Here is a 24,491-nt window from a genome sequence, read left to right as displayed (position 1 = left end):
CTGAAAGGACCTCCGACATGACCCGCAAGATCCGCCTTGGCGCCTTTCTTCCCGGAAGCGGCCAGCATATCGCCGCCTGGCGCCACCCCGACCAGCCCGCCGACGGCGCGACCAGCCTCGCCTTCCACGCCGATCTGGCGCGCGAGGCCGAGCGCGGCCTTTTCGACGCCTATTTCCTGGCCGACGGACTCGCCGTGGCCTTCGGCGGCGGCACCGAGGGCGGAAACGCCAAGGTCGCGGGCTTCGAGCCGGTGACCCTGTTTTCCGCGCTGGCCCCGCTGACGAGCAACATCGGCTTCATCGCCACCGCCTCGACCACCTACGAGGAGCCCTACAACACCGCGCGCAAGTTCGCCTCGCTGGACCTGATCTCGGGCGGGCGCGCGGGCTGGAACGTGGTCACCACCGCGACCGAGGCCGCCGCGCAGAACTTCAACCTCGACCGGCAGCTGCCGAACGCCGACCGCTACAAGCGCGCGGTGGAACATGTCGAGGTCGTGAAGAAGCTGTGGGACAGCTTCGAGGATGACGTCTTCATCCGCGACAAGGAGACGGGCGTCTTCTACGACACCTCCCGCGTCCATCATACCGATCACGCGGGCGAGCATTTCAAGGTCCGCGGCCCGCTGAACGTCAGCCGCAGCCCGCAGGGCCATCCGGTGATCGTGCAGGCGGGCCAGTCCGAGGATGGGCGCGGCCTGGCCGCCGCCACTGCCGAGGTGATCTTCACCGCCCACCAGCGGCTGGACACCGCGCAGGAGTTCTATCGCGACATCAAGGCCCGCGCGCGCGGTCTGGGGCGCGATCCGGGCCATATCCTCATCATGCCCGGCGTCTCGCCCTTCGTGGGCCGGACCGAGGCCGAGGCGCAAAAGAAATACGACCGTCTCACCAGCCTGATCCTTGAGGAAGACGGCATCGCGCTGATCAGGGGCCTGACCGGCGGCTCGCTGGACCTGACGGGCCATGACCTCGACGGGCCGCTGCCGGAACTGGAGCCTACCGAGGGCAACCAGTCACGGCAGGCGCTGATCCGGCAGATCGCGGACGAGAACGGCTTCACCATCCGCCAGCTCTACCAGTGGGTCGCCTCGGCGAGGGGCCACTTCACCGTGGTGGGCACGCCCGTCCAGATCGCCTACACGTTGCAGGAGTGGTTCGAGAACGAGGGTGCGGACGGCTTCAACATCCTGCCGCCCTGGCTGCCGACGGGGCTGACCGACTTCGTGGACCTGGTGATCCCGGAACTGCAGCGGCGCGGCCTTTTCCGCACCGAATACGAGGGCCGGACCCTGCGCGAGAACCTTGGCCTGCCCTATCCGATCAACCGCCACGCCGCCGCCCGCGCGGCCGTGCAGGCAGCGGAGTGACAGCCATGGCGCTGCAATCGCTCGACGCTCCTCTTGAGGGCAGGTCTTCACCCGGCGCCGCGATCCGGCGCCGGGTGGGGGCCACCGCACGGGGCTTCGTCTCCCGCTACGGGCTGCTGGCCGGCTTCGTGCTGCTGTGGCAAGTGTCCGCCACGCAAGGCTGGGTGAACCCGGCGGTCTTCCCGCCGCTCGACAGCATCGCGGCGGCGCTGTGGAAAGGCCTCGCCTCGGGCGCGCTGCTGGATGACATCGCGATCAGCCTGCAACGCTCGGGGATCGCCTTTGCGGCCGCCGTGGCGCTGGGCATCCCGCTCGGCCTCTTCATGGGGCAGATCGCCGCGGTGGAACGGGCGCTGGACCCGATCCTGCAGCTGTTCCGGCAGACCTCGGCGCTGGCGCTCTACCCGGTGTTCATCCTGCTGCTGGGCCTGGGCGAGGCATCCAAGGTCTTTGTCATCTTCTGGGCCACGCTGTTTCCCATTCTGCTCGCGACCATTGGCGGGGTGAAGCAGGTGAACCGCAAGCTGGTCGAGATGGCGCGAACCTTCGGCGCGACCCGCCTGACGGTCTTCCGCCGCGTGGTCCTGCCCGCCTCGGTTCCCGCGATCTTCGTCGGGCTGCGGCTCTCGGCCACCACGGCGCTGCTGCTGCTGATCGCGGCCGAGATGATCGGCGCGAACAAGGGCGTCGGCTTCCAGGTGATGAACGCCCAGTACAACTTCCAGATCCCGCTGATGTTCGCGGCCATCTTCCTGCTGGCCGGGCTCGGCCTTGCCGCAAACCTCGTCCTCGTCCTGCTGCAGCGCCGCCTGTGCCGCTGGGCCGAGGTGCAGCGCTGATCCCCCTCTTTCACAAGGAACATGACCATGACCTTCTCTCTTCGCAGCCTCGCCCTGACCACCGCGCTTGGCCTTGCCTTCGCCGGCGCCGCGCAGGCGGACGTGACGATCCGCTATCTGGCCAGCCATGGCGGGCTTTCCGCCCACGAACTGGCCGAGGAGCTGGGCTATTTCGAGGGCACCGGCATCACGCTGGAAAATGTGGGCTATGCCAGCGGCGGGCCGGAATCGCTGATCGCCCTTGCCGGCGGCAGCGTGGAACTGGGCAGCGCCGCGACGGCCGCCGTGCTGAACTCGATCGCGGCCGGCAACGACTTCGTCGCGGCCTTCCCCTCGAACGGGATCAACGACGAGGTGCAGTCGATCTTCTACGTGCCGGAGGACAGCCCCATCCGCGGCATCGAGGACATTGCCGGCAAGACCATCGCCGTGAACACGCTGGGCGCGCATCTCGACTACACCGTGCGCGAGGCGCTGCACGGGAAGGGGCTGCCGCAGGACGCGGCGAACCTTGTCACCGTGCCGGGGCCGCAGCTGGAACAGGTGCTGCGCTCGGGGCAGGTGGACGTCTCGGCCTTCGGTTACTGGCAGACGACCTTCGAGGGCCTTGCGCGCGAACATGGGGGCTTGCGCGCGATCTTCGACGACACGGACGTGCTGGGCGAGATCGCGGGCGGCTTCATCGTCCTGCGCCGCGACTGGGTCGAGGCCCATCCCGCCGAGGCCCGCGCCTTTGTCGAGGGCTCGGCCCGGGCGCTCGATCATGCCCGCGACAACCCCGAGGAGACCCGCGCCATCTTCGCCCGCGTGCTTGAGGAACGCGGCGAGAACCCCGAGGTCGCCCAGTTCTTCAAGGGCTACGGCGTGCGCGAGGGCGGCCGCGCCACGGAACGCGATCTGCAGTTCTGGATCGACGTGCTGGAACGCGAGGGCAGGCTGGAACCCGGCAAGCTGAAGGCTGCGGACATCCTCTTCGCGCCCGGCCAGACCGTGGCGGCCAGATGATGGGCGCGCATCAGGTCATCGCGGGCGGCGCGGTCACGATCCGCGGCCTTTCCAAGTCCTTCGCCCTGAACGGTGCGGCGCTGCCCGTCCTGCGCGACCTGGACCTCAGCATCCATCCGGGCGAAAGCCTCGCCATCGTTGGTCCCTCGGGCTGCGGCAAGACCACCCTGCTGCGGGTGCTGGCGGGGCTGGAGCAGCCAGACGGTGGCCAGGTCCTGATCGACGGCCGCCCCGTCCATGGGGTCGGCACCGAGCGCGCGATCATCTTCCAGGAACCGCGCCTGCTGCCCTGGCTGACGGTCCTGGGCAACGTGACCTTCGGGCTGGAGGTGCGCGGCGTTCCCAAGGCCGAGGCCGAGGCGCAGGCCCGCCAGAACATCCGCCTGGTCGGACTGGCCGAGTTCGAGGGCGCCTTCCCCGCCCAGCTTTCGGGCGGCATGGCCCAGCGCGTCGGCATCGCCCGCGCCCTGGCCGTGCAGCCCGAAATCCTGCTGCTGGACGAGCCCCTGGGGGCGCTGGACGCCATGACGCGGATCACCATGCAGGACGAGCTGGCCCGGATCTGGCGCGAGCAGCAGGTGACGATGATCCTCGTCACCCATGACCTGGAAGAGGCGATCTTTCTGGCCGACCGGGTGCTGGTCATGCCGCGCGAGAAAGGCACGCCGCCCCGCATGATCGAGATTGTCCTGTCCCGCCCCCGCGACCGCAGCGAGGCGGGCTTCGTTGCCATGCGCCGCAGGCTGATGGCCGAGTTCGGCCTGCATTGAAACCCGTCCATACGATGGGACGGCCGGTCCCCACCCCGGAGGCGGGGGCCGGACCACCGCCGCTCAGCTTGCGCCGGTCGCCACCCTGACGATGACGGACAGGCCGGGGGCGAGATATTCGCCCATCTCCTGCCCCGGATCGATCGAGATGCGGACCGGCAGGCGCTGCACGATCTTGGTGAAGTTGCCGGTGGCGTTCGACCCGGCCAGCAGGCTGAACTCGGAGGCCGTGGCCGGAGAGAAGGAGTCGACCCGGCCCGTGAAATGACGGTCCTGCAGGGCATCGACCGTGATGTCCACGGCCTGCCCCAGCCTCATCCCATGCACCCCGGTCTCGGGGAAGTTCGCCACGATCCAGATGTCCGGCCCGACCAGCGGAACCAGCGCGGTCCCGGCGGTCACATATTGACCCAGCCGCGCCGAAACCTGCCCGAGCCGCCCGTCCTCGGGCGCGTGGATCTCGGTATTGGCAAGGTCGATCCGGGCCAGTTCCACCGCCGCCCCGGCGCTGGCGATGTCGGCCTGTCGGGCGCTGACCTGCGCGCGGGCGCTCTCGATGGCCTGGACCTGGACCTCCAGCTGCGCCTCGGCCTGCTGGACGGCGGCTGTCGCCTGCTGGCGGGCCAGCGCCGCCTGCTCGCGCGAGGTTTCGCTGGACACGCCGCGGGCCGACAGCTCCTGGGCACGGGAAAAATCGGACTCGGCCGTCGCCAGCGCCGCGCGGGTCGAGGCCAGCGCCGCCTCGTCCGCGCGCTGCACCGCCTCGGACGAGCGGACGGTCTGCTCGGCCACCGCAAGGGCCGCGCGGGCGGCGGACAGCGCGGCCTCGGCCTGGGCGAGCTTCTGGCGGAAGATGCGGTCGTCGATGCGGGCGATCAGGTCGCCCTGCCGCACCTGCTGGAAGTCCTGGACATCTACCTCGCTGAGGTAGCCCGACAACTGCGGTGCGATCGAGGTGACGCGGCCGCGCACATAGGCGTTCTCGGTCGTGGGCTGGGTGGGGGCAAAGGGCGGCAGGTGCCAGGCGAACAGGATCAGCAGCACGCCGGCGATCCCGATCAGGGCAATCACGAAGGTCGGAAGAAGATGAGTCTTGTTCATGCGGAGGAACCGGATTCAGGGGCAGAGGACGGCGACAGGCGGGCGGACAGCCGGTCGCGCCCCACGTGCAGAAGCAGCACGGCAAGCGCCGCGAGCGAGGCAAGGAAGATCAGGAAGTAGAGGTCGTTGTAGGCCATGACACAGGCCTGGGCCGAGGCCTCCTGCGCGATCTGCACGACCGCCTGGGCGCGCCGCGTGGCCATGTCGGGCAGTTGCGGGGCAAGGGCCGTGATGCGCTGCGCGATCTCGGCCGTGACGGGGGCCGAGGTGGCGCGGATCTGCTCGGTCAGGGTCTGCAGGTGGAAGGCCTGCCGCCAGTTGACCAGCGTGTTGAAGAGACCGCCGCCGATCACGCCCCCGATGCTTTGCGTGGACAGGAACACGATCAGGAAGGACAGAAGGTAGTTCGGCCCCTTCTTCAGCGCCGCCATCAGCCCCACCATCATGGCGGGCGGCATGAACAGCATCCCCGCAAAGCCGATCATCGCCTGGCTGACCAGCATCTGTTCCGGCCGGGTGTCCAGCGTCGAATGGGAATCCATCCAGGCCCCCGCCGCGATCAGCACCAGCGCGACGAAATGGAACTGCGGCTCGCGCCCCGGCTTGATCCAGGCAACGCAGGCGAGCCCGCCCAAAAGGCTTGCGACGCAGATCACGGCAAACAGGGTCGTCATCTGCCCGGGCGCGACCCCCAGCACCTGGAACATGCGCGGCGCGCCGGTGCTTTGCTCCGTCAGCAGCAGCCGGAACAGCAGCAGCGTGCCCGTCAGGTGCAGCATGGCCGGGCTCATCAGCCAGCGGATGTCCAGCAGCGGCGAGGCGCGGTGCGTTTCGATCAGCAGCGCCGCCGTCACTGCCGCGACCGAGGCCGCCATCAGCACACCGATCCAGGGAGTCGCCGTCCACCAGTGGATCGGCCCCATGATGGCGCCCACGGTGATGCCGCCGAAGCCGAAGGCGATCAGCCCGAAGCTGAGCAGGTCCATCGGCCTGATGACCTTCTCATGCGGCACCGGGGTCAGCCGCAGCCGATAGACCAGCACCAGCGAGACCAGCGCCATTCCCAGCACCAGCAGGTGGATGCGCATCAGCCCCCCGTCCCCGATCAGCGCGGGCGAGATCACGCGCGCAAGCGACGGCCCCATCATCAGCAGGCACAGCGCCAGCGGCAGGCCCAGCCGCATCTTCCATTCCCGCGACAGGGGCTCAAGGAAATACAGGAAGGCCAGCGTGGACAGCGGCGCCGAGGTCACGCCCGCCAGAAACTGCATCACCACGGCCGAGCGCAGGTCCTCGATCCAGACCGAGCCGAAGGCCACGGTAACATAGCAGATGATTCCGAACTCGGCGAAGCGGCGCAGGCCGAACTGGGTGCGGATCTTGGTCAAGAGCAGCGGCAGGGACGAGCGCGGGACGAGATAGGCCGCCATCAGCCAGCTTGCGTCCGTGGCCGAGATGCCGAGGTCGCCCGCGAACTGCTGGACATTGGCCGAGACGAACCCCTGCCCCAGCCCCTGCGACAGCGCCAGCATCGCCCCAGCCAGGACATAGGCCAGAGCCCGGCCCAGCGGCATGGCGGGCGGTGCCGGCGGCGCGGCGGGCGCGGGGCTCTGGCCCTCGGCGGCGCTCATTTCTGGTTCATCCGCGCCGCGTTGTCGGCCAGCCGCTTCAGCGCGTCATGAAGCCGGGCCTGCTCCTCGGGGGTGAAGCCTTCGACAAGCTTCTCGTGGATGCTGTCCATGTAGCCCGTGATGGGCAGCGCCCTGGCCTGCGCGGTCAGGAACAGCGCCCGCTTGCGCGCGTCGCCGGGCAGGCCCCGGCGCTCGACAAGCCCCTCGGCCTCGAGCAGGTCCAGCTGGCGCTTGAGGCTGGGCGCCTCGATCCCCATGGCCTGGGCCAGCTCGGCCTGGGTCCCGCCCTCGTGCCGCATCAGCGCCGAAAGAACCCGCGCGCGCGAGAAGGACAGCCCCAATTCGCGCACCTGCTCGTCATAATTGCTCCGCAGCTCCTTGAGCAGGCGGAACAGGGTCGCGGCGATGGGGGACTGGTCGGGCATGCGGACCTTGGGGCTGGTTCGCATGGTAGTTAGCGTGCTTGGTAAGCTTTTCAAGGGCGGGCGGCGGGCGGTATCTGTTGATCCCGTGAACGCCCGGCGCCGTGGTCAGATGCCGCGCAGCGCGGTCATCCAGCCCAGGCTGTCCTCGGTCAGGCCGCCCGGCCTGTATTCCGCCCCGACCGGCCGGTCCCATCCGATTCCGGCGAGAACGCCCATGATGTGGCGGTAATCCAGTTCCCCGTGATCGGGCGGGCCACGGTCGGGCACGGCCGCGATCTGGACATGGCCGATCAGGGGCGCGAGCGCCCGCAGCCGCCGCGTGAGGTCCCCTTCCATGATCTGCAGGTGATAGCAGTCGAACATCAGCCGCAGGTTCGGATGCCCGGCTTCGACGATGATCCGTGCGGCCTGATCCGAGTGCTGCAGGAAATAACCCGGCGCATCGTGGCGGTTCAGCGGCTCGATCAGGATGGTGGCCCCCTGCGCGGCCGCCCTGGCGCAGGCATGGTCGAGATTGGCGCGGAAGGCCGCCTCGGCCCCGGACCCCTGTGCGACGCCCGCCATCACATGGACCGCTCCGCAGCCGATGGCGGCGGCATAGTCCAGCGCGCGGTCGATCGCGTCGCGCGCCTCGGCCTCGCGCCCCGGCAGGGCGGCAAGGCCATTCTCGCCCGGCTGCCCGCGCAGGGTGTTGAGGCTCAGCATCTCAAGCCCCGTGTCGCGCAGGGCGGCGGCGATGGCGGCGGGCGGGGTGTCATAGGGCCAATGGCACTCGACCGCGTCGAAGCCTGCCGCATGGGCCGCCCGGATCGCCTCGGGCAGGGGCCGGTCCGCCCAGAGGAAGCCGAGGTTTGCCGAAAAGCGCATCACCCCTGCCCCCTTCCTGCGCGGCTTAGCCCCGCCGCCCGTCTCATCCCTGAGAGACGACCTTCTGGGTCTGCTCGCCCAGGCCCTCGATCCCCAGGCGCATGACCTCGCCGCCCTTCAGGAAGACCTTGGGGTTCTGGCCCATGCCGACGCCGGGGGGCGTGCCGGTGGTGATGACGTCGCCCGGCAGCAGCGTCATCAGGTGCGAGCAATAGGCGACCAGCTCCGCCACGCCGAAGACCATCGTCTTGGTCGTGCCGTCCTGATACCGCTTGCCGTCCACCTCAAGCCAGATGGACAGGTTCTGCGGGTCGGGGATCTCGTCGGCCGTGACCATCCAGGGGCCGATCGGGCCGAAGGTGTCGAAGCCCTTGCCCTTGTCCCAGGTCGCGCCGCGCTCGAGCTGCCATTCGCGCTCGCTGACGTCGTTGACGACGCAATAGCCCGCGACATGCTCCAGCGCCTGCTCGACGGTCACGCCCGCGGCGGGCTTGCCGATGACGATGCCCAGCTCGGCCTCCCAGTCGGTCTTGGTCGCGCCCTTGGGGATGCGCACGTCATCGTCGGGACCGACGATGCAGCTGGTCCACTTGTTGAAGACGACGGGCTCGGACGGCACGGGCATGTTCGATTCGGCCGCGTGGTCGGCATAGTTCAGGCCGATGGCCACGAACTTGCGGACGTTGCCGACGCAGGGGCCCAGGCGCAGGTCCCGCTGGGGCGTGCCCTCGACCAGCGGCAGGTCGGCGGGGTTCAGCGCGGCCAGGCGCGCCAGCCCCTCGGGCGTCAGCACCTCGTCCGCGATGTCGGCGACATGGGCGGACAGGTCGCGCACGCGGCCCTGGTCGTCCAGCATCCCGGGCTTTTCCGATCCGGCGGGACCATATCGCAGCAGTTTCATGGGCTCTCCCCTCTGGCCAAGTCGCAGGGACGATAGGCGAGGCCGACGGGTCCCGCAATCTGGCATACCAGAACAGGACCGGATTTCCATGATGCGGCAAGCCGAACGCTTCTTGTGCGCTGGCAGGACGCCCTTGACGGAACGGCAGGGCGCGCAGCCCATTGCCACGCCTTCTCGGCCCTTGCGGGGGCGGCTTCGGGCAGCGCAGTCTGCGGGCGTTGCAAGAGGGGGAACACCATGCTGCTTGGCCGGATGATGCACCAGCCGCTGTCGGTCGGCTCGCTGATCGACCACGCCGCGCGCTATCATGGCGACACCGAGATCGTCTCGGCCCTGACCGAGGGCGGGTTCGAGCGGACGACCTGGGGCGAGGTCGGCGCGAACGCCCGCCGGATCGGCTCGGCCCTGCGCGCGCGGGGACTGGAACCCGGCGACCGGGTCGGCACGCTGGCCTGGAACAACCGCCGCCACCTCGAGCTTTACTTCGGCGTGCCCGGCGCGGGAATGGTCTGCCACACGCTGAACCCGCGCCTTTCGCCCGAGCAGCTGGCCTATATCATCAACCATGCCTCGGACCGGATGCTGTTCATCGAACGGACCTTCGTCCCGCTGATCGCCCCCCTGCGCGACCAGTTGCCCAGCCTGCGCGGCATCGTGGTCCTGGGCCCGCGCGACGAGGCGCTGTGCGACGCACTGCCCGGCCTCCTGTTCCACGACGAACTGCTGGCCGAAGGCGATGCCGCGGCGCCCTGGCCCGCTGTCGAGGAAACCTCGCCCTCCTCGCTCTGCTACACCTCGGGGACGACGGGAAACCCCAAGGGCGTGCTGTATACCCATCGCTCGACGCTGCTGCACGCGCTGTCGGCGAACAACCGCGACGGGCTGGGGATCGGGGCAGCGGATTCGGTCATGCCGGTGGTGCCGATGTTCCACGTCAACGCCTGGGGCATCCCCTACGCCTCGGCCGCCGCCGGCGCGCGGCTGGTGATGCCGGGACCGCGGCTGGACGGGCAGAGCCTCGCGCGGCTGATCATCGACGAACGGGTGACGATGGCCGCAGGCGTGCCCACGATCTGGCTGGGGCTCATGGACGCGCTGGACGCCTCGGGCGAGCGGCCGGACAGCTTCAAGCGCACCATCGTCGGCGGCTCGGCCCTGCCGCCCTCGATGCGCGCGGCCTTCCGCGACCGCTACGGGGTGGAACTGATCCATGCCTGGGGGATGACGGAAACCAGTCCCTTGGGCACGCTGAACGCGCTCAAGGCCAAGCACCTGTCCCTGCCTTTCGAGCAGCAGGACCAGATCGGCACCGGCCAGGGCCGCCCACCCTATGGGGTGGAACTGCGGATCGTCGATGCCGAGGGTCACGTCCTGCCCACCGACGGCGAAACCGAGGGCGAGCTGCAGATCCGCGGCCACTGGGTGCTGGACAGCTATTTCGGGCAGGAGAAATCGGCCCTGACCTGGGACGGCTGGTTCGACACCGGCGACATCGCCACGCTGGACCCCGATGGCTACATGGTGATCCGCGACCGGTCCAAGGACATCATCAAGTCGGGGGGCGAGTGGATCTCCACCGTGGACCTGGAAAACATCGCCATCAGCCACCCCAAGGTCTCGAACGCCGCCGCCATCGCCGCGCGGCATCCCAAGTGGGACGAGCGCCCGGTGATCTGCGCCCAGAAGCGCCCGGGCAGCGACCTGACCGACGAGGAACTGCTGGCCTGGTACGAGGGCAAGGTGCCGCGCTGGCAGCGGCCCGACCGGGTGATCTTCGTGGAAACGCTGCCGCTGGGGCCAACCGGCAAGGTGGTCAAGGCCAGGCTGCGGGAAACCTATGGCGACGTCCTGTGGGAAGATGCGCTGGCCGAGCTGCAGGCCGAGCGCGAGGGTCCTCAGGACTGAGATCGAAAAGGGCGCCCGAGGGCGCCCTTTCCTTTTCGGGGCTCAGGCGTTCTTGTCCCAGCCCGAGATCTGCTTCGAGTCCATGAACTCCTCCAGGCCCCAGACACCGCCCTCGCGCGCCCGGCCCGAAGCCTTGACGCCGCCGAAGGCCGAGCCCCGGCCACGGCCCACGCCGTTCGTCTCGATCATCCCGGCCTTGAGCTGGCGCGCCAGCCGGTTGCGCCGCGCGCCGTCCTGCGTCTGGACGTAGTTGGTCAGGCCGTAGACCGTGTCGTTGGCCAGTTCGACCGCCTCTTCCTCGGTGTCGAAGGGGGTGATCGACAGCACGGGGCCGAAGATCTCCTGCCGGAAGATGGTCATGTCGGGGGTCACGTCGGCGAAGACCGTGGGGCGGACGAAATAGCCGCGGTTGACGCCCTCGGGCAGGCCGGGGCCGCCGGCGACCAGCCGCGCACCCTCGTCGATGCCGGTCTGGATCAGCCCCTGGATCTTTTCCCACTGCTGCCTGCTGACCACGGGGCCGATGTGCTTGCCCGGCTCATGCGCACTGCCGACGGTGGTTTCCTCGGCCACGCGCTTGGCGGTCTCGATCGCCTGCTCGTAGAAGGAGCGCTCGACCAGCATCCGGGTCGGCGCGTTGCAGGACTGGCCCGAGTTGTAGAAGACGTGCCGCGTCCCGCGCGTCACGGCCTTTTCGTCGGCATCGGCGAAGACGACGTTCGCCCCCTTGCCGCCCAGTTCCAGCGCGACCTTCTTCAGCGTGTCGGCCGCGGCCTTGGTGATGGCGATGCCTGCCCGGGTCGAGCCGGTGAAGGACACCATGTCCACGTCGGGATGCGTCGAAAGCTGCGTGCCCACGCCCGCGCCGTCGCCATTGACGAGGTTGAAGACGCCCTTGGGCAGCCCGGCCTCGTGGATCATCTCGGCAAAGACCATCGACGAGATCGGCGCGATTTCCGAAGGCTTCAGCACGACGCTGTTGCCCGCGAGGATCGCCGGGATCACCTTCAGGGTGACCTGATTCATCGGCCAGTTCCAGGGCGTGATCAGGGCGACGATGCCGACCGGCTCCCAGGCGACCATGCTGGTGGGGGCGTGATCGCCAAGCGGACGGATGAACTCGAAGTCGCGGAAGCTGTTGATGAAGGTTTCGATGTGGAACGAGCCCGACTCGGCCTGGTCGCCCTTCGACATGTCGGTGGGCGCGCCCATCTCACAGGTCATGGCCTCGGCCACGTCGTCGTTGCGGCGCTTGTAGATTTCCAGCAGGCGCTCGGCGAAGGCCAGGCGCTCGGCGGGCGGGGTCGCGGCCCAGCCGGGCTGCGCCGCCTTGGCCGCCGCCACGGCGCGGTCGGTGTCGGCCTGGCCGCCGACCGAGATGACGGCAAAGGGCTCCTCGGTCGTGGGGTCGATCACCTCGAGGTCGCGCGCCTCGGCGGGGTCCACCCAGGCGCCGTCGATGTAGAATTTCCGCTTGTCTGCCAGTTCGGCCATGTCGCATCCCCCTTGTCGGCTTGTTGTCGGGCGACAGCGTTGCACCGGGGCACAGCCGGCGCAAGGTCGGCATGGCTGACGATGTGACCGACGCCACCGGCGTTGTGTCCGACCCGGCCGCTTGCCGCGCCGGGTGGCTTTTTCCAATCAACATCTTATCTGTGTGACAACCTGCCGCCTTGAAGGAGCATCACATGGCCCTGCGCATCAACGACACCGCCCCGGACTTCACCGCCCAGACCACCGAGGGCGAGATCCGCTTCCACGAGTGGATGGGCGACAGCTACGCGATCATCTTCAGCCATCCCCGCGACTTTACCCCCGTCTGCACGACCGAGTTCGGCGTCGTGGCGCAACTGGTGCCGGAATTCGAGAAGCGCAACACCAAGGTGCTGGGCGTGTCGGTGGACAGCCTGGACGACCACGGGAAATGGAAGCGCGACATCGAGGCGGTGGCGGGCTGCCCTGCCAACTTCGCGATGGCGGACGACACCTCGCTGACGATCGCGCGGGCTTACGACATGTTCCCGGCCGACGCCGCGCTGCCCACCGAGAACCGCACGCCTGCCCATACCGCGACCGTGCGCAGCGTCTTCATCATCGGGCCGGACAAGAAGGTACGGCTGACGATGACCTATCCCATGTCGGTCGGCCGCAACTTCGCGGAAATCCTGCGGGCGCTGGACGCCGTGCAGGCGACGGACGGCGTCCCGATCTCGACCCCGGCGAACTGGAACCCCGGCGAGGACGTGATCGTGGCCTTGTCGCTGGACGACCAGCAGGCCGAGGAGCGCTTCGGCAAGGTCACCAGGACCCTGCCCTACCTGCGCTACGTGGCGCAGCCACGGAAACAGACCACCTCGGCCTGAAGCAGAAACGCCCCGGACATCTCCGGGGCGTCTCCCCTTGTGCGTTAGCCGCAGGTTACGCTGACCAGGCGGCCGCTGCGGTCATATTCGAAGTTCAGCCGCGTGGGATTGAGGTCCTTGGTGACCGGATCGCCCGTGCGGTAATGGCGGTATTCGGTGCCGGCCGGCAGGCTGATCGCGGGCGACTGCTGGCCCACATACTGCTGGTACTGGTCGGCGATGCACTGGGTCGATGCGGCCGGCACGACAACGGTGGTGGTCGAGGGCGGCGGGGCACAGGCGGACAGGGCCAAGGTGCCTCCGAGTGCGGCGATGACGAGGGATGGGCGCATGGCGAACTCCGTTCGTTTCGCACGAAACGCACAAGGGCCGCCGAAGGGTCCGGGGACTCGCCCGAACGCGAACCGGTGTGATCGCGTGGGCCCAACGAAAAAGGCCGGGGCGAACCCCGGCCGTTTGTTCAGTTCTTTTCTTCGACGATCTGCACCAAGTGCGGGATCGCGTTCACCATGCCGCGGATTGCAGGGGTGTCCTGCAGTTCACGGGTGCGGTGCATCTTGTTCAGCCCCAGGCCTTTCAGCGTCGCGCGCTGTTCCTTGGGGCGGCGGATCGGAGAGCCGATCTGCTTGACGACGATGGTTGCCATGTCGCGTCTCCTCAGGCTTCGGCCAGAGCGGCCGAGTCGACCTCGGCGCCGCCGGCGTTGGCGGGTTTGACATCCTGCGACGGCAGGATCTCGGCGACCTTCTTGCCGCGGCGGTTCGCCACCGAACGGGGCGAGGCCTCGGCCTTCAGGCCGTCGATGGTGGCGCGGATCATGTTGTAGGGGTTCTGCGACCCCAGCGACTTGGCCACGACGTCCTGCACGCCCAGCATCTCGAAGACGGCGCGCATCGGGCCGCCGGCGATGATGCCGGTCCCCGGAACGGCCGTCCGCATCACGACGCGGCCCGCGCCGTGGCGGCCCTCGATGTCGTGGTGCAGGGTGCGGCCGTCGCGCAGCGGCACGCGGACCAGGCTGCGCTTGGCCTGCTCGGTCGCCTTGCGGATGGCTTCCGGCACTTCCTTGGCCTTGCCCTTGCCGAAGCCGACGCGGCCCCGCTGGTCGCCCACGACGACCAGAGCGGCGAAGCCGAAGCGCTTGCCGCCCTTGACGGTCTTCGACACGCGGTTGATCGCGACCAGACGGTCGGCGAATTCCGGGGTTTCCTCGCGCTCGCGACGATCGTCGCGGCGGTCCCGGCGCTGTTCACGTTCTGCCATCAGGCATCCCTTTTGCATTGGCGCAGGCTCAGGCGCCGAGTGAAGCCGATCCAGGTGGGCGGTCCGTCGGACCGCCCCCGGATCATCGGGGTGGCGCTTGCCGCCACCCGCAGGGTCTTAGAACTTCAGACCGCCTTCGCGGGCCGCGTCGGCAAGCGCCTTGATCTTGCCGTGGAACAGGAAGCCGCCGCGGTCGAACACGACCTCTTCGACGCCCTTCGCCTTGGCGCGCTCCGCGATGGCCGCGCCGATCCTGGCGGCAGCCTCGACGTTGTTCTTGCCGACCACGCCCAGATCCTTTTCCAGGGTCGAGGCGGAAGCCAGCGTCACGCCCTGCGCGTCGTCGATCAGCTGGACGCTGATGTTCTTCGACGAGCGGTGGACGGACAGGCGCGGACGGCCGTTGGCCATCTCGCGCAGTTTGTTCCGGACGCGCAGGCGGCGCTTCTGGAACAGCTCTCGTTTGTTCAGTGCCATGTGCGCGATCCTTACTTCTTCTTGCCTTCCTTGCGGAAGACGACCTCACCCTTGTAGCGGATGCCCTTGCCCTTGTAGGGCTCGGGTTTCTTCCACTCGCGGATGTTGGCGGCGACCTGGCCGACGACCTGCTGGTCGATGCCTTCGACCACGATTTCCGTCTGCTTGGGCGCGTTCACGGTCACGCCTTCCGGCGCTTCGAAGTTGACGTCGTGGCTGTAGCCCAGAGCCAGCTTCAGGGTCTTGCCCTGCATCGAGGCCCGGTAGCCGACGCCCTGGATCTCAAGCTCACGCTTGAAGCCCGTGGTGACGCCGGTGACGAGGTTCGCCACCATCGACCGCGACATGCCCCACTGCTGGCGCGCGCGCTTGGACAGGCCCCGCGGGGTCACCGTCACCTTGCCGTCCTCGACCTTCAGCGTCACGTCGTCGGTCGCGGTGAACGTGCGGGTCCCTTTCGGGCCCTTCACCTCGATTGTCTGGCCGCTGATGTTCGCCGTCACGCCCGAGGGCAGTTCGACCGGCTTCTTACCAATCCGAGACATCCCGCCCTCCTTAGAACACGGTGCAGAGGACTTCGCCGCCGACATTGGCGTTGCGAGCCGCTGCATCCGTCATGACGCCCTTGGGCGTGGACACGATCGAGACGCCGAGGCCGTTGCGGACCTGCGGCAGCGCCTTGGCGCCGGCATAAACGCGGCGGCCGGGCTTGGACACGCGAGCAAGCTCGCGGATCACGGGGGCGCCCTCGAAGTACTTCAGGCTGATTTCCAGTTCGGTGTGACCGGCGTCGGTCGTCACCTCTTCGTAGCCGCGGATGTAGCCCTCGGCCTTCAGCACGTCCAGGACCCAGGCGCGCAGCTTGCTGGCCGGGGTACGGACGGTGGATTTCCCGCGCATCTGAGCGTTGCGGATGCGGGTCAGCATATCGCCGAGCGGATCGTTCATCGACATCTTCCCTGCTCCCTTACCAGCTCGACTTCACCAGGCCGGGGATCTGGCCGAACGAGCCGAGCTCGCGCAGCATGATCCGCGACAGCTTCAGCTTGCGGTAGTAGGCCCGCGGACGGCCGGTCAGCTCGCAGCGGTTCTTCAGCCGGGTCGCCGACGAGTTGCGCGGCAGCTCGGCCAGCTTCAGCGTGGCCTTGAAGCGCTCTTCCATCGGCTTCGACTGGTCATTGATGGTTTCGTTCAGAGCAGCGCGCTTGGCGGCGTACTTGGCCACCATCCGCTCGCGCCTCTTCTGACGTTCGATCATGGATTTCTTTGCCATATCGTTCTTCCTCGCGCGATCAGCTGTTGAACGGCATGTTGAAGTGCTTCAGCAGCGCCTTCGCCTCGGCGTCGGTCTTCGCGGTGGTGGCGATGATGATGTCCATCCCCAGCACTTCGTCGACCTTGTCGAAGTTGATCTCGGGGAACACGATGTGCTCCTTGAGACCCATGGCGTAGTTGCCGCGGCCGTCGAACGACGTGCCCTTGACGCCGCGGAAGTCGCGGACGCGGGGCAGCGCGATGTTGATCAGGCGGTCAAGGAATTCATACATGCGGTCGCCGCGCAGGGTGACCTTGCAGCCCAGAGGCATCTCCTCACGCACGCGGAAGCCGGCGATCGACTTCTTGGCATGGGTGACGACAGCCTTCTGGCCGGCGATCTGGGACAGTTCCTCGGCGGCCTGCTTGACCTTCTTGGTGTCCTTGACCGCCTCGCCCACGCCCATGTTCAGGACGATCTTGTCCAGGCGGGGAAGCTGCATGTCGTTCTTGTAGCCGAACTCTTCCTTGAGCGCGGCACGGATGCGGTCGCGGTATTCCGCCTTGAGCCGCGGGGTGTAGGTCGATTGATCCAGCATCAGATCACGTCTCCCGTGGTCTTGGCGAAGCGGACCTTCTTGTCGCCTTCCATGCGGAAGCCGACGCGGGTCGGTTTGCCGTTGGCATCCATCAGCGCGAGGTTCGACAGGTCGATCGGCATGTTCTTGGGAACACGGCCGCCCTGGCTGGTCTGCGTCTGGCGGGTGTGGCGCAGGACGATGTTCACGCCGTCCACGACCGCCTTGTTGTCCTTGGGCAGAACCTGCGTGATCTCACCGGTCTTGCCCTTGTCCTTGCCGGCCAGAACGACGACGCGGTCACCCTTCTTGAGCTTGGCGGCCATTACAGCACCTCCGGCGCAAGCGAGATGATCTTCATGAAGTTCTTGGCGCGCAGCTCGCGCACGACCGGCCCGAAGATGCGGGTGCCGACCGGCTCGCCCTGGTTGTTCAGGATGACGGCGGCGTTCGCGTCGAAACGGATCGAGGTGCCGTCCTCGCGCTTCACTTCCTTGGCGGTGCGCACGACGACGGCCTTGCGGACGTCGCCCTTCTTCACGCGGCCGCGCGGAATGGCTTCCTTGACGGAGACGACGATGATGTCGCCGACCGACGCATAGCGCCGGTGCGATCCGCCCAGAACCTTGATGCACTGCACCCGGCGTGCGCCGGAGTTGTCAGCGACATCCAGATTGGTCTGCATCTGGATCATGGTTTGCTCCCGACCTTTGGGGACCGGTTGCAGTCCCGGCCCCAGGGTTTCGCTAAATCACGAGCGGGCCCCATGGCCCGCCGCGGGTTCGGTTCAGGCCTCGGCGGCCTGGGTCGCGGTGTCGTCCGTCAGGACCGTCCAGCGCTTGGTCTTGGACAGCGGCGCGCATTCGATGATGCGGACGGTGTCGCCTACCTTGAACTGGTTCAGCGCGTCATGCGCGCGGTACTTCTTGGACGACCGGACGATCTTGTGCAGCACGGGGTGCTTGAAGCGGCGCTCGACCAGGACGGTGATCGTCTGCTCGTTCTTGTCGCTGGTGACGCGGCCTTGCAGGATGCGTTTGGGCATGTGCCGCTCCTCAGTTCGACGCGGCCGCCTGGGCGGCCTTCTGGTTCATGACGGTCAGCACGCGGGCGACGTCCTTGCGGACCGAGCGCATCCGGGCGGTCGATTCGATCTGGCCGGTGGCCTGCTGGAAGCGGAGGTTGAAGGCCTCCTTCTTCAGCGCGACCAGCTGCTCGCGCAGCTGCTCGGGGGTCTTGTCTCTCAGTTCCTGCGCTTTCATGGCGCCCTTCCTTTCAACATCACCGGAGAGCCCCAGCCAGACTGGGCCACCCTGATTCCCGGTGGAGTTCGAGATGAAGGCCTGCGCATACGCGGATTCGCCGCATGAGGCAAGGAAAAACGAAGAAAGCCCCGCCGTTCCGGGCGGGGCTTCCGATAACGGGAAGTTCCCGTCGATTACCAGTCTTCGCGGTGCACGATGCGGGTCAGGACCGGCAGCTTCTGCGCGCCAAGGCGCAGCGCCTCGCGGGCGATCTCGTCATCGACGCCGTCGATCTCGAACATGATCCGGCCGGGGTGGACGCGGGCGGCCCAAAAGTCGACCGAGCCCTTGCCCTTACCCATACGCACTTCGGTCGGCTTCGACGACACCGGCACGTCCGGGAAGATGCGGATCCAGACGCGGCCCTGGCGCTTCATGTGACGGGTGATCGCGCGGCGGGCCGCCTCGATCTGGCGCGCGGTGACGCGCTCGGGTTCCGTCGCCTTCAGCGCGTAGGAGCCGAAGTTCAGGTTGAACCCGCCCTTGGCCTCGCCGTGGATGCGGCCCTTGTGCTGTTTGCGGAACTTGGTCCGTTTCGGTTGCAGCATTGTTCCCTACTCCTCAGCGCGCGTCGCGGTCGCGATCGCGGCGCGGACCGCGCGGCCCCGGACCTTCCTGCGCCTCGGTGGCGCGGCGGTCGTGGGCCTGCGGATCATGCTCCATGATCTCGCCCTTGAAGATCCAGACCTTGACCCCGATGATCCCGTAAGGGGTCGAGGCTTCGGACAGCGCATAGTCGATGTCGGCGCGCAGCGTGTGCAGCGGCACGCGGCCCTCGCGATACCACTCGGTCCGCGCGATCTCGGCGCCGCCCAAGCGGCCCGCGACGTTGACGCGGATGCCAAGGGCACCCATGCGCATGGCGTTCTGCACCGCGCGCTTCATGGCGCGGCGGAACGAGACCCGGCGCTCGAGCTGCTGGGCGATGGACTCGGCCACCAGCTGGGCGTCCAGCTCGGGCTTGCGGACCTCGACGATGTTGAGGTGCAGTTCCGAGTCGGTGAAGTTCGCCAGCTTCTTGCGCAGCGTCTCGATGTCGGCGCCCTTGCGGCCGATGATGACGCCCGGGCGGGCGGCATGGATCGTCACGCGGCACTTCTTGTGCGGACGCTCGATGATGACGCGGCTCACGCCGGCCTGCTTGGCTTCCTCGTGGATGAACTCGCGGATCTTGACGTCCTCGAGCAGCAGGTTGCCGTAGTCCTTGCTGTCGGCGAACCAGCGGCTGTCCCAGGTGCGGTTGACCTGCAGGCGCATCCCGATGGGGTTGACCTTCTGACCCATTACGCGAGCTCCTCGGCAGCGGCTTCAGGGGTGGTGGTGGCTTCGGCCTGGCGGTTCGAGGCGGTGCGCTTCTGCGAGCGCGCCTCTTTCTTGGCGGCCTCGGCGGCAGCGTCGATCTCGCGCACCTTGATGGTGATCTCCGAGAACGGCTTCATGATCTTGCCGAAACGGCCACGGGCGCGCGGACGGCCCCGCTTCATCACCATGTTCTTGCCGACCCAGGCCTCGGCGACGATCAGCTGATCGACGTCCAGGTTGTGGTTGTTCTCGGCGTTGGCGATGGCCGACTGCAGGCACTTCTTCACGTCGCCCGCGATGCGGCGCTTCGAGAAGGTGAGGTCGGCCAAGGCCTTTTCCACCTTCTTGCCGCGGATCATGGCGGCGACGAGGTTCAGCTTCTGCGGCGAGGTGCGAAGCATCTTGGTCTTCGCCATCGCCTCGTTGTCCGCCACGCGGCGCGGATTCTGTTCCTTACCCATGACGGTTACTTCCTTTTCGCTTTCTTGTCGGCCGCGTGACCGTAGTAGGTCCGGGTCGGCGAGTACTCACCGAACTTCTGGCCGATCATCTCTTCGGACACGTTGACCGGGATGTGCTTCTGCCCGTTGTAGACCCCGAAGGTGAGGCCGACGAACTGCGGCAGGATGGTCGAACGGCGCGACCAGATCTTGATGACGTCCGACTTGCCGGCTTCGCGGGCCTTCTCGGCCTTGCGAAGAACATAGGCATCGACGAACGGGCCTTTCCAAACAGAACGTGCCATGGATCAGCGACCCTTCTTCGCGTGACGCGACCGCAGGATGTACTTGTCGGTCGACTTGTTGGAACGAGTGCGCTTGCCCTTGGTGGGCTTGCCCCACGGGGTCACCGGGTGACGGCCACCCGAGGTCCGGCCCTCACCACCACCGTGCGGGTGGTCGATCGGGTTCATGGCGACGCCGCGGACGGTTGGGCGGATGCCCATGTGCCGCTTGCGGCCGGCCTTGCCGAGGTTCTGGTTCGAGTGGTCGGGGTTCGACACGGCGCCGATGGTCGCCATGCATTCCTGGCGCACCATCCGCAGCTCGCCCGAGGACAGGCGGATCTGCGCATAGCCGCCGTCGCGGCCCACGAACTGCGCGTAGGTGCCGGCCGAACGGGCCAGCTGGCCGCCCTTGCCGGGCTTCAGCTCGACGTTGTGGACGATCGTGCCGATCGGCATGCCGCTGAACGGCATCGCGTTGCCCGGCTTGATGTCGGCCTTGCGCGAGGCGACGACCTTGTCGCCGACCGCCAGACGCTGGGGGGCGATGATGTAGGCCTGCTCGCCGTCCTCATAGCGGATCAGCGCGATGAAGGCGGTGCGGTTGGGGTCGTATTCGATGCGCTCGACCGTGGCGGGCACGTCGAACTTGGTGCGGCGGAAATCGACCACGCGGTACAGCCGCTTGGCGCCACCACCCTTGTGCCACATCGTGACGCGTCCGGTGTTGTTCCGGCCGCCCGTCTTGGTCAGACCTTCGGTGAGGGTCTTGACGGGGCGTCCTTTCCAAAGCTCCGAACGGTCGATCAGTACCAGCCCGCGCTGGCCAGGCGTCGTCGGTTTGTACGACTTGAGTGCCATGGTTTCTGTCTTCCGTTTGCCTTGGACCAAAGGTCCGTTTCATTCGAAAAGCACCGCGGCCCCCGAGAGTCCCGGGGGCCGCAGATTCGTTGCCCTTATCAGAGGCCGGTGTTCACGTCGATGCTGTTGCCAGCCTCGAGCATCACATAGGCCTTCTTGACGTCCGAGCGGACGCCGGGGCGGCCGCGGAAGCGCTTGGTCTTGCCCTTGGTCAGGACGGTGTTGACCGCCTTGACCTTGACGTTGAACAGCGCCTCGACGGCGTCCTTGATCTGCGGCTTGCTGGCCGACTTCGCCACCTCGAAGGTGACGGCGTTCGCCAGTTCGCCCGCCATCGTCGCCTTCTCTGTGATGATCGGCTTGACGATGACGTCGTAGTGTTCGGGTTTCGCAGCCATCACACGGTCGCTCCTTGATCGGCAGCGGCAGCTTGCGCGCCGTTCAGCCGGGCCTGCAGCGCCTCGACACCCGCGCGCGTGATCACCAGGGTGTCGCGCTTGAGGATGTCATAGACGTTGGCGCCCATCGAGGGCAGGACATCCACGCCTTCCAGGTTGCGGGCGGCGCGGGCGAAGTTCTCGTTCACCTGGGCACCGTCGATGACCAGGACGCGCTTCCAACCCTGCTCCTTGACGGCCTTGGCCAGGACCGAGGTCTTGGCATCGGCGAGGTCCAGGTTCTCCAGCACGACCAGCTTGCCGCGCGAGGCTTTCGCCGACAGCGCGTGGCGCAGGCCGAGGGCACGCACCTTCTTGGGCAGGTCAAAGGCGTGGCTGCGCGGGGTCGGACCCTTGTAGACACCACCCTTGCGGAAGATCGGCGCCTTGCGCGAGCCGTGGCGAGCGCCGCCCGTGCCCTTCTGGCGATAGATCTTCTTGGTCGAGTAGCTGACGTCCGACTTGCCCAGCACCGAGTGGGTGCCGGCCTGCGCCTTCGCCCGCTGCCAGCGGACGACGCGGTGCAGGATGTCCGCGCGCGGCTCCAGCCCGAAGATGTCGTCGGGCAGTTCGATGTCCCCGGCCTTGCCCGAGGAAAGCGAAATCACGTCGAGTTTCATTTGCTCTCGTCTCCTTCGGGGGCAGCGGCGTCGCCTTCGGCCGCGATGGAGGCCTGAGCTTCGGCCAGAGCGGCCTCCTGGGCGGCAGCTTCGGCTTCGGCCGCAGCGAGACGCGCGGCTTCTTCCTCGGCAGCGGCCTGGGCGGCGGCTTCCTCGGCCAGACGCTTGGCTTCACGCTCGGCCGACCGCAGCGCGGCCGGATAGATCGTGCTTTCGGCCGACGGCTTCTTCACGGCGTCCTTGATCGTGACCCAGCCGCCCTTGGAACCGGGAACCGAGCCCTTGACCATGATCAGGCCGCGGTCGGCGTCGGTGCGCACGACCTGCAGGTTCTGGGTCGTGACGCGCACGGCACCGAGATGGCCGGCCATCTTCTTGCCCTTGAACACCTTGCCGGGGTCCTGGCACTGGCCGGTCGAGCCGTGCGAGCGGTGGCTGATCGACACGCCGTGCGAGGCGCGCAGACCGCCGAAGTTGTGCCGCTTCATGGCACCGGCAAAGCCCTTACCGATCGAGGTGCCGGCGATGTCCACGAACTGGCCCGCGAAGTAGTGGGCGGCGATGATTTCCTCGCCCACGGGGACCAGGTTGTCCTCGGACACCCGGAATTCGACGATCTTGCGCTTGGGCGCGACATTGGCCTTGGCAAAGTGGCCGCGCATCGGAGCGGTCACGTTCTTCGGCTTCGCGTCGCCCGCGCCCAGCTGGAGCGCGGTGTAGCCGTCCTGATCGGCGGTGCGCTGCGCGACCACCTGCAGGTTGTCCAGCTGCAGCACGGTGACGGGCACCTGACGGCCGTCTTCCAGGAACAGCCGGGTCATGCCCAGTTTCTTGGCGATAACACCAGTCCGCATGACGATCCCCCTCAGACCTTGATCTCGACGTCCACGCCGGCGGCGAGGTCGAGCTTCATCAGGGCGTCAACGGTCTGGGGCGTCGGGTCGACGATGTCCAGCAGCCGCTTGTGCGTGCGGATTTCCCACTGGTCGCGCGACTTCTTGTCGATGTGCGGACCGCGCAGGACGGTGAATTTCTCGATCTTGTTCGGCAGCGGGATCGGGCCGCGCACCTGCGCGCCGGTCCGCTTGGCGGTGTTCACGATCTCGGCGGTGCTGGCGTCCAGCACGCGATAATCGAACGCCTTGAGCCGGATACGGATGGTCTGGCTTTGCATCAAAGCATCCCTTGGGTCGGGATTTCAGTCGAGAGGCTGACGTCGCACCATACGGCGCCAGCATCGGACCTTGAGAAAACTGGAAGGCCGCCCCCATTCTGGGCGGCCTTGTCAGGCGCAACCGATTCGCCCGCACTGCTGCGGAACCGGCGACGATGGCGCTGCATGCCCGATTACGCCCTTCGCGTCAAGCGCCTGCTGGGATTGGCCCACCCGAGGTGCCAGCGCCGCCGCGTCAGAAAGGATCAGCGCAGCTTCTCGTCGAAGAAGGCCATCGTGCGCTCCCACGCCAGGGCCGCCGCCTCGGGATCATAGCGCGGCGTCGTGTCATTGTGGAAGCCGTGGTTGACGCCCTCGTAGAAGAAGGCCTGATAGTCCTTGCCGTTGGCCTTCAGTGCGGCCTCGTAGGCGGGCCAGCCCTCGTTGATGCGCGTATCGAGTTCGGCGTAATGGAGCATCAGGGGCGCGCGGATCGCCGGCACATCCTCGGCCTTCGGCTGGCGGCCATAGAAGGGGACCGAGGCCCGCAGCTCTGGATAGGACACGGCCAGCGCGTTGCAGACACCCCCGCCATAGCAGAAGCCGACGCAGCCCACCGCGCCGGTGCTGTCGGGATGGTCGCGCAGGAACTCGTAGGCGGCGAAGAAATCCTCCATCAGCTTCTCGGGAGCCAGGCTCGCCTGCATCTCGCGCCCCTGCTCGTCACTGCCGGGATAGCCGCCGAGGCTGGTCAACCCGTCGGGCCCGAAGGCGAGATAGCCCGCCTTTCCGACCCGGCGCACCACGTCTTCGATATAAGGGTTGAGGCCCCGGTTCTCGTGGATCACCAGCACGGCGGGCAGCTTGCCCGTCGCATCAGCGGGCCGCACCATCAGCCCCTCGACGCGCCCGGTTCCCTCGGGGCTGTCGTAGGCCATGCGCTCGGCGCGGATCCCGGGATCGTCGGGTGCAACCTGCTGGGCCAGCGCATAATTCGGCTGCAGGGCTTCCAGGATCGCGGTCGCGGTGACGCCGGCGGCAGCATATTGCCCGGCCTGCTTCAGGAAGTCGCGCTTGGTGATCTTGCCGTGCACATAGCCGTCGAAGATCTCGAGGATGCGTGGATCGAAGTCGGATGCACGCTTGCGTCCGTCGTGAGTCATGTCGGCCCTCCCCTGCCCTGACTGCGGAACGATGCCGAAGCCCGGTTGCGGCAGCGGCTCCTCACGATGGCACGGATTCATGCAAAAAGCCCGCCCCTTTGGGGGCGGGCCTGTCGCGATATCGGGTGGGAGCCCTGGGGCTCCCGTCCGATCACTCGATGATCTTCGACACGACGCC

At 67.6% G+C, this 24,491-nt stretch carries 33 protein-coding genes and 1 pseudogene; 6 read left to right on the top strand and 28 right to left on the bottom strand.

Annotated features, from left to right (window positions below):
• Positions 1–17 precede the first annotated feature (17 nt).
• Genes BLQ03_RS15795 through BLQ03_RS15780 form a run of 4 tightly spaced genes read left to right on the top strand, consistent with a single transcriptional unit; the run spans position 18 to position 3,984 of the window.
• Positions 18–1,370 carry an LLM class flavin-dependent oxidoreductase gene (locus BLQ03_RS15795; protein ID WP_090757287.1) on the top strand — a complete coding sequence of 451 codons (1,353 nt, stop codon included), beginning with the start codon at positions 18–20 and terminating at the stop codon, positions 1,368–1,370.
• Positions 1,371–1,375: 5 nt separating this feature from the next.
• Entirely contained in the window at positions 1,376–2,209 is an 834-nt protein-coding gene (locus tag BLQ03_RS15790; RefSeq protein ID WP_090757286.1) for an ABC transporter permease, read from the top strand.
• 27 nt (positions 2,210–2,236) lie between these two features.
• Positions 2,237–3,214 (top strand): ABC transporter substrate-binding protein, encoded by a 978-nt coding sequence (locus BLQ03_RS15785; protein WP_090757285.1) that lies wholly within the window; start codon positions 2,237–2,239, stop codon positions 3,212–3,214.
• Positions 3,211–3,984, top strand: a complete 774-nt coding sequence (locus tag BLQ03_RS15780) for an ABC transporter ATP-binding protein (protein WP_342672029.1) — start codon at positions 3,211–3,213, stop codon at positions 3,982–3,984. Before BLQ03_RS15785 ends, BLQ03_RS15780 begins: the two co-directional genes overlap by 4 nt.
• A gap of 63 nt (positions 3,985–4,047) precedes the next feature.
• On the opposite strand, the gene BLQ03_RS15775 is transcribed toward BLQ03_RS15780, so the two are convergent.
• From BLQ03_RS15775 to BLQ03_RS15755, 5 genes are all read right to left on the bottom strand, one after another.
• The gene (locus tag BLQ03_RS15775; protein WP_090757284.1) at positions 4,048–5,085 is read right to left on the bottom strand and encodes an HlyD family secretion protein; all 1,038 of its coding nucleotides are present in this window, start codon (positions 5,083–5,085) and stop codon (positions 4,048–4,050) included.
• Entirely contained in the window at positions 5,082–6,716 is a 1,635-nt protein-coding gene (locus BLQ03_RS15770; RefSeq protein ID WP_090757283.1) for an MFS transporter, read from the bottom strand. Before BLQ03_RS15770 ends, BLQ03_RS15775 begins: the two co-directional genes overlap by 4 nt.
• Positions 6,713–7,141, bottom strand: a complete 429-nt coding sequence (locus BLQ03_RS15765; RefSeq protein ID WP_090757282.1) for a MarR family winged helix-turn-helix transcriptional regulator — start codon at positions 7,139–7,141, stop codon at positions 6,713–6,715. The genes BLQ03_RS15770 and BLQ03_RS15765 overlap by 4 nt, the downstream gene beginning before the upstream one ends.
• 105 nt (positions 7,142–7,246) lie before the next feature.
• Entirely contained in the window at positions 7,247–8,008 is a 762-nt protein-coding gene (locus BLQ03_RS15760) for a hydroxypyruvate isomerase family protein (protein ID WP_090757281.1), read from the bottom strand.
• A gap of 43 nt (positions 8,009–8,051) precedes the next feature.
• Positions 8,052–8,909, bottom strand: a complete 858-nt coding sequence (locus BLQ03_RS15755) for a fumarylacetoacetate hydrolase family protein (RefSeq protein ID WP_090757280.1) — start codon at positions 8,907–8,909, stop codon at positions 8,052–8,054.
• 237 nt (positions 8,910–9,146) lie between these two features.
• Here BLQ03_RS15755 and BLQ03_RS15750 point away from each other — a divergent pair, with 237 nt between their 5' ends.
• The gene (locus tag BLQ03_RS15750; protein ID WP_425415746.1) at positions 9,147–10,814 is read left to right on the top strand and encodes a long-chain fatty acid--CoA ligase; all 1,668 of its coding nucleotides are present in this window, start codon (positions 9,147–9,149) and stop codon (positions 10,812–10,814) included.
• 42 nt (positions 10,815–10,856) lie between these two features.
• Here the strand turns inward: BLQ03_RS15750 and BLQ03_RS15745 are convergent, their stop codons facing one another.
• Positions 10,857–12,299 (bottom strand): aldehyde dehydrogenase family protein, encoded by a 1,443-nt coding sequence (locus BLQ03_RS15745; RefSeq protein ID WP_175558915.1) that lies wholly within the window; start codon positions 12,297–12,299, stop codon positions 10,857–10,859.
• Positions 12,300–12,502: 203 nt separating this feature from the next.
• On the opposite strand from BLQ03_RS15745, the gene BLQ03_RS15740 reads away from it, so the two are divergent.
• Positions 12,503–13,177: a peroxiredoxin gene (locus BLQ03_RS15740; protein WP_090757278.1), complete on the top strand. Its 675-nt coding sequence runs from the start codon at positions 12,503–12,505 to the stop codon at positions 13,175–13,177.
• Positions 13,178–13,221: 44 nt separating this feature from the next.
• Here BLQ03_RS15740 and BLQ03_RS15735 read toward each other — a convergent pair whose 3' ends face one another.
• The 22 genes and pseudogenes from BLQ03_RS15735 to yghX form a co-directional block, all read right to left on the bottom strand.
• A complete protein-coding gene (locus BLQ03_RS15735) occupies positions 13,222–13,509 on the bottom strand; it encodes an I78 family peptidase inhibitor (RefSeq protein WP_090757277.1) in 288 nt (95 codons plus the stop codon).
• Positions 13,510–13,637: 128 nt separating this feature from the next.
• Positions 13,638–13,823: a 50S ribosomal protein L30 gene (gene rpmD, locus BLQ03_RS15730; RefSeq protein WP_090757276.1), complete on the bottom strand. Its 186-nt coding sequence runs from the start codon at positions 13,821–13,823 to the stop codon at positions 13,638–13,640.
• A gap of 11 nt (positions 13,824–13,834) precedes the next feature.
• Positions 13,835–14,440, bottom strand: a complete 606-nt coding sequence (rpsE, locus tag BLQ03_RS15725) for a 30S ribosomal protein S5 (protein ID WP_090757275.1) — start codon at positions 14,438–14,440, stop codon at positions 13,835–13,837.
• Between the two features lie 117 nt (positions 14,441–14,557).
• Positions 14,558–14,917, bottom strand: a complete 360-nt coding sequence (rplR, locus tag BLQ03_RS15720) for a 50S ribosomal protein L18 (RefSeq protein ID WP_090757274.1) — start codon at positions 14,915–14,917, stop codon at positions 14,558–14,560.
• 11 nt (positions 14,918–14,928) lie between these two features.
• Positions 14,929–15,462: a 50S ribosomal protein L6 gene (gene rplF, locus BLQ03_RS15715; RefSeq protein WP_090757273.1), complete on the bottom strand. Its 534-nt coding sequence runs from the start codon at positions 15,460–15,462 to the stop codon at positions 14,929–14,931.
• A gap of 10 nt (positions 15,463–15,472) precedes the next feature.
• Positions 15,473–15,871, bottom strand: a complete 399-nt coding sequence (rpsH, locus tag BLQ03_RS15710) for a 30S ribosomal protein S8 (protein ID WP_090757272.1) — start codon at positions 15,869–15,871, stop codon at positions 15,473–15,475.
• Between the two features lie 13 nt (positions 15,872–15,884).
• Positions 15,885–16,190: a 30S ribosomal protein S14 gene (rpsN, locus tag BLQ03_RS15705; protein WP_090757271.1), complete on the bottom strand. Its 306-nt coding sequence runs from the start codon at positions 16,188–16,190 to the stop codon at positions 15,885–15,887.
• Between the two features lie 19 nt (positions 16,191–16,209).
• Positions 16,210–16,770: a 50S ribosomal protein L5 gene (rplE, locus tag BLQ03_RS15700; protein WP_090757270.1), complete on the bottom strand. Its 561-nt coding sequence runs from the start codon at positions 16,768–16,770 to the stop codon at positions 16,210–16,212.
• Positions 16,770–17,075 (bottom strand): 50S ribosomal protein L24, encoded by a 306-nt coding sequence (rplX, locus tag BLQ03_RS15695; RefSeq protein ID WP_090757269.1) that lies wholly within the window; start codon positions 17,073–17,075, stop codon positions 16,770–16,772. Before rplX ends, rplE begins: the two co-directional genes overlap by 1 nt.
• Positions 17,075–17,443: a 50S ribosomal protein L14 gene (gene rplN / locus BLQ03_RS15690; RefSeq protein WP_036717337.1), complete on the bottom strand. Its 369-nt coding sequence runs from the start codon at positions 17,441–17,443 to the stop codon at positions 17,075–17,077. The genes rplX and rplN overlap by 1 nt, the downstream gene beginning before the upstream one ends.
• Before the next feature lie 93 nt (positions 17,444–17,536).
• Positions 17,537–17,794 (bottom strand): 30S ribosomal protein S17, encoded by a 258-nt coding sequence (gene rpsQ / locus BLQ03_RS15685; protein WP_090757268.1) that lies wholly within the window; start codon positions 17,792–17,794, stop codon positions 17,537–17,539.
• Positions 17,795–17,804: 10 nt separating this feature from the next.
• A complete protein-coding gene (gene rpmC / locus BLQ03_RS15680) occupies positions 17,805–18,011 on the bottom strand; it encodes a 50S ribosomal protein L29 (protein ID WP_090757267.1) in 207 nt (68 codons plus the stop codon).
• Positions 18,012–18,187: 176 nt separating this feature from the next.
• Positions 18,188–18,601 (bottom strand): 50S ribosomal protein L16, encoded by a 414-nt coding sequence (rplP, locus tag BLQ03_RS15675; protein ID WP_090757266.1) that lies wholly within the window; start codon positions 18,599–18,601, stop codon positions 18,188–18,190.
• A gap of 13 nt (positions 18,602–18,614) precedes the next feature.
• Entirely contained in the window at positions 18,615–19,337 is a 723-nt protein-coding gene (rpsC, locus tag BLQ03_RS15670; RefSeq protein WP_090757265.1) for a 30S ribosomal protein S3, read from the bottom strand.
• Between the two features lie 101 nt (positions 19,338–19,438).
• A pseudogene (gene rplV, locus BLQ03_RS15665) lies at positions 19,439–19,816 on the bottom strand (50S ribosomal protein L22); the annotation flags it as partial.
• A gap of 5 nt (positions 19,817–19,821) precedes the next feature.
• Positions 19,822–20,100, bottom strand: coding sequence for a 30S ribosomal protein S19 (gene rpsS, locus BLQ03_RS15660; RefSeq protein WP_090757263.1), 279 nt, complete (start codon positions 20,098–20,100; stop codon positions 19,822–19,824).
• Positions 20,101–20,103: 3 nt separating this feature from the next.
• Positions 20,104–20,940 carry a 50S ribosomal protein L2 gene (rplB, locus tag BLQ03_RS15655; protein ID WP_090757262.1) on the bottom strand — a complete coding sequence of 279 codons (837 nt, stop codon included), beginning with the start codon at positions 20,938–20,940 and terminating at the stop codon, positions 20,104–20,106.
• A gap of 98 nt (positions 20,941–21,038) precedes the next feature.
• A complete protein-coding gene (locus tag BLQ03_RS15650) occupies positions 21,039–21,338 on the bottom strand; it encodes a 50S ribosomal protein L23 (protein WP_090757261.1) in 300 nt (99 codons plus the stop codon).
• The gene (gene rplD, locus BLQ03_RS15645; RefSeq protein ID WP_090757260.1) at positions 21,338–21,997 is read right to left on the bottom strand and encodes a 50S ribosomal protein L4; all 660 of its coding nucleotides are present in this window, start codon (positions 21,995–21,997) and stop codon (positions 21,338–21,340) included. Before rplD ends, BLQ03_RS15650 begins: the two co-directional genes overlap by 1 nt.
• Positions 21,994–22,851, bottom strand: a complete 858-nt coding sequence (rplC, locus tag BLQ03_RS15640) for a 50S ribosomal protein L3 (protein ID WP_090757259.1) — start codon at positions 22,849–22,851, stop codon at positions 21,994–21,996. The genes rplD and rplC overlap by 4 nt, the downstream gene beginning before the upstream one ends.
• An 11-nt stretch (positions 22,852–22,862) precedes the next feature.
• A complete protein-coding gene (gene rpsJ, locus BLQ03_RS15635; protein ID WP_036717366.1) occupies positions 22,863–23,171 on the bottom strand; it encodes a 30S ribosomal protein S10 in 309 nt (102 codons plus the stop codon).
• A 245-nt stretch (positions 23,172–23,416) separates the two neighbouring features.
• Positions 23,417–24,313, bottom strand: a complete 897-nt coding sequence (gene yghX / locus BLQ03_RS15630) for a YghX family hydrolase (RefSeq protein ID WP_090757258.1) — start codon at positions 24,311–24,313, stop codon at positions 23,417–23,419.
• Positions 24,314–24,491: the final 178 nt, after the last annotated feature.

The sequence above is a fragment of the Paracoccus chinensis genome (genome assembly GCF_900102885.1).
GTDB classification, from domain to species: domain Bacteria; phylum Pseudomonadota; class Alphaproteobacteria; order Rhodobacterales; family Rhodobacteraceae; genus Paracoccus; species Paracoccus chinensis.
This window is presented reverse-complemented; position numbering and strand designations above follow the sequence as displayed.

What these genes read in the sequence shown, in the direction of transcription:
- BLQ03_RS15795 (WP_090757287.1), top strand. Translation starts at nt 18, where the DNA reads ATGACCCGCAAGATCCGCCTTGGCGCCTTTCTTCCCGGAAGCGGCCAG.
- BLQ03_RS15790 (WP_090757286.1), top strand. Translation starts at nt 1,376, where the DNA reads ATGGCGCTGCAATCGCTCGACGCTCCTCTTGAGGGCAGGTCTTCACCC.
- BLQ03_RS15785 (WP_090757285.1), top strand. Translation starts at nt 2,237, where the DNA reads ATGACCTTCTCTCTTCGCAGCCTCGCCCTGACCACCGCGCTTGGCCTT.
- BLQ03_RS15780 (WP_342672029.1), top strand. Translation starts at nt 3,211, where the DNA reads ATGATGGGCGCGCATCAGGTCATCGCGGGCGGCGCGGTCACGATCCGC.
- BLQ03_RS15775 (WP_090757284.1), bottom strand. Translation starts at nt 5,085, where the DNA reads ATGAACAAGACTCATCTTCTTCCGACCTTCGTGATTGCCCTGATCGGG.
- BLQ03_RS15770 (WP_090757283.1), bottom strand. Translation starts at nt 6,716, where the DNA reads ATGAGCGCCGCCGAGGGCCAGAGCCCCGCGCCCGCCGCGCCGCCGGCA.
- BLQ03_RS15765 (WP_090757282.1), bottom strand. Translation starts at nt 7,141, where the DNA reads ATGCCCGACCAGTCCCCCATCGCCGCGACCCTGTTCCGCCTGCTCAAG.
- BLQ03_RS15760 (WP_090757281.1), bottom strand. Translation starts at nt 8,008, where the DNA reads ATGCGCTTTTCGGCAAACCTCGGCTTCCTCTGGGCGGACCGGCCCCTG.
- BLQ03_RS15755 (WP_090757280.1), bottom strand. Translation starts at nt 8,909, where the DNA reads ATGAAACTGCTGCGATATGGTCCCGCCGGATCGGAAAAGCCCGGGATG.
- BLQ03_RS15750 (WP_425415746.1), top strand. Translation starts at nt 9,147, where the DNA reads ATGCTGCTTGGCCGGATGATGCACCAGCCGCTGTCGGTCGGCTCGCTG.
- BLQ03_RS15740 (WP_090757278.1), top strand. Translation starts at nt 12,503, where the DNA reads ATGGCCCTGCGCATCAACGACACCGCCCCGGACTTCACCGCCCAGACC.
- BLQ03_RS15735 (WP_090757277.1), bottom strand. Translation starts at nt 13,509, where the DNA reads ATGCGCCCATCCCTCGTCATCGCCGCACTCGGAGGCACCTTGGCCCTG.
- rpmD (WP_090757276.1), bottom strand. Translation starts at nt 13,823, where the DNA reads ATGGCAACCATCGTCGTCAAGCAGATCGGCTCTCCGATCCGCCGCCCC.
- rpsE (WP_090757275.1), bottom strand. Translation starts at nt 14,440, where the DNA reads ATGGCAGAACGTGAACAGCGCCGGGACCGCCGCGACGATCGTCGCGAG.
- rplR (WP_090757274.1), bottom strand. Translation starts at nt 14,917, where the DNA reads ATGGCACTGAACAAACGAGAGCTGTTCCAGAAGCGCCGCCTGCGCGTC.
- rplF (WP_090757273.1), bottom strand. Translation starts at nt 15,462, where the DNA reads ATGTCTCGGATTGGTAAGAAGCCGGTCGAACTGCCCTCGGGCGTGACG.
- rpsH (WP_090757272.1), bottom strand. Translation starts at nt 15,871, where the DNA reads ATGTCGATGAACGATCCGCTCGGCGATATGCTGACCCGCATCCGCAAC.
- rpsN (WP_090757271.1), bottom strand. Translation starts at nt 16,190, where the DNA reads ATGGCAAAGAAATCCATGATCGAACGTCAGAAGAGGCGCGAGCGGATG.
- rplE (WP_090757270.1), bottom strand. Translation starts at nt 16,770, where the DNA reads ATGCTGGATCAATCGACCTACACCCCGCGGCTCAAGGCGGAATACCGC.
- rplX (WP_090757269.1), bottom strand. Translation starts at nt 17,075, where the DNA reads ATGGCCGCCAAGCTCAAGAAGGGTGACCGCGTCGTCGTTCTGGCCGGC.
- rplN (WP_036717337.1), bottom strand. Translation starts at nt 17,443, where the DNA reads ATGATCCAGATGCAGACCAATCTGGATGTCGCTGACAACTCCGGCGCA.
- rpsQ (WP_090757268.1), bottom strand. Translation starts at nt 17,794, where the DNA reads ATGCCCAAACGCATCCTGCAAGGCCGCGTCACCAGCGACAAGAACGAG.
- rpmC (WP_090757267.1), bottom strand. Translation starts at nt 18,011, where the DNA reads ATGAAAGCGCAGGAACTGAGAGACAAGACCCCCGAGCAGCTGCGCGAG.
- rplP (WP_090757266.1), bottom strand. Translation starts at nt 18,601, where the DNA reads ATGCTGCAACCGAAACGGACCAAGTTCCGCAAACAGCACAAGGGCCGC.
- rpsC (WP_090757265.1), bottom strand. Translation starts at nt 19,337, where the DNA reads ATGGGTCAGAAGGTCAACCCCATCGGGATGCGCCTGCAGGTCAACCGC.
- rpsS (WP_090757263.1), bottom strand. Translation starts at nt 20,100, where the DNA reads ATGGCACGTTCTGTTTGGAAAGGCCCGTTCGTCGATGCCTATGTTCTT.
- rplB (WP_090757262.1), bottom strand. Translation starts at nt 20,940, where the DNA reads ATGGCACTCAAGTCGTACAAACCGACGACGCCTGGCCAGCGCGGGCTG.
- BLQ03_RS15650 (WP_090757261.1), bottom strand. Translation starts at nt 21,338, where the DNA reads ATGGCTGCGAAACCCGAACACTACGACGTCATCGTCAAGCCGATCATC.
- rplD (WP_090757260.1), bottom strand. Translation starts at nt 21,997, where the DNA reads ATGAAACTCGACGTGATTTCGCTTTCCTCGGGCAAGGCCGGGGACATC.
- rplC (WP_090757259.1), bottom strand. Translation starts at nt 22,851, where the DNA reads ATGCGGACTGGTGTTATCGCCAAGAAACTGGGCATGACCCGGCTGTTC.
- rpsJ (WP_036717366.1), bottom strand. Translation starts at nt 23,171, where the DNA reads ATGCAAAGCCAGACCATCCGTATCCGGCTCAAGGCGTTCGATTATCGC.
- yghX (WP_090757258.1), bottom strand. Translation starts at nt 24,313, where the DNA reads ATGACTCACGACGGACGCAAGCGTGCATCCGACTTCGATCCACGCATC.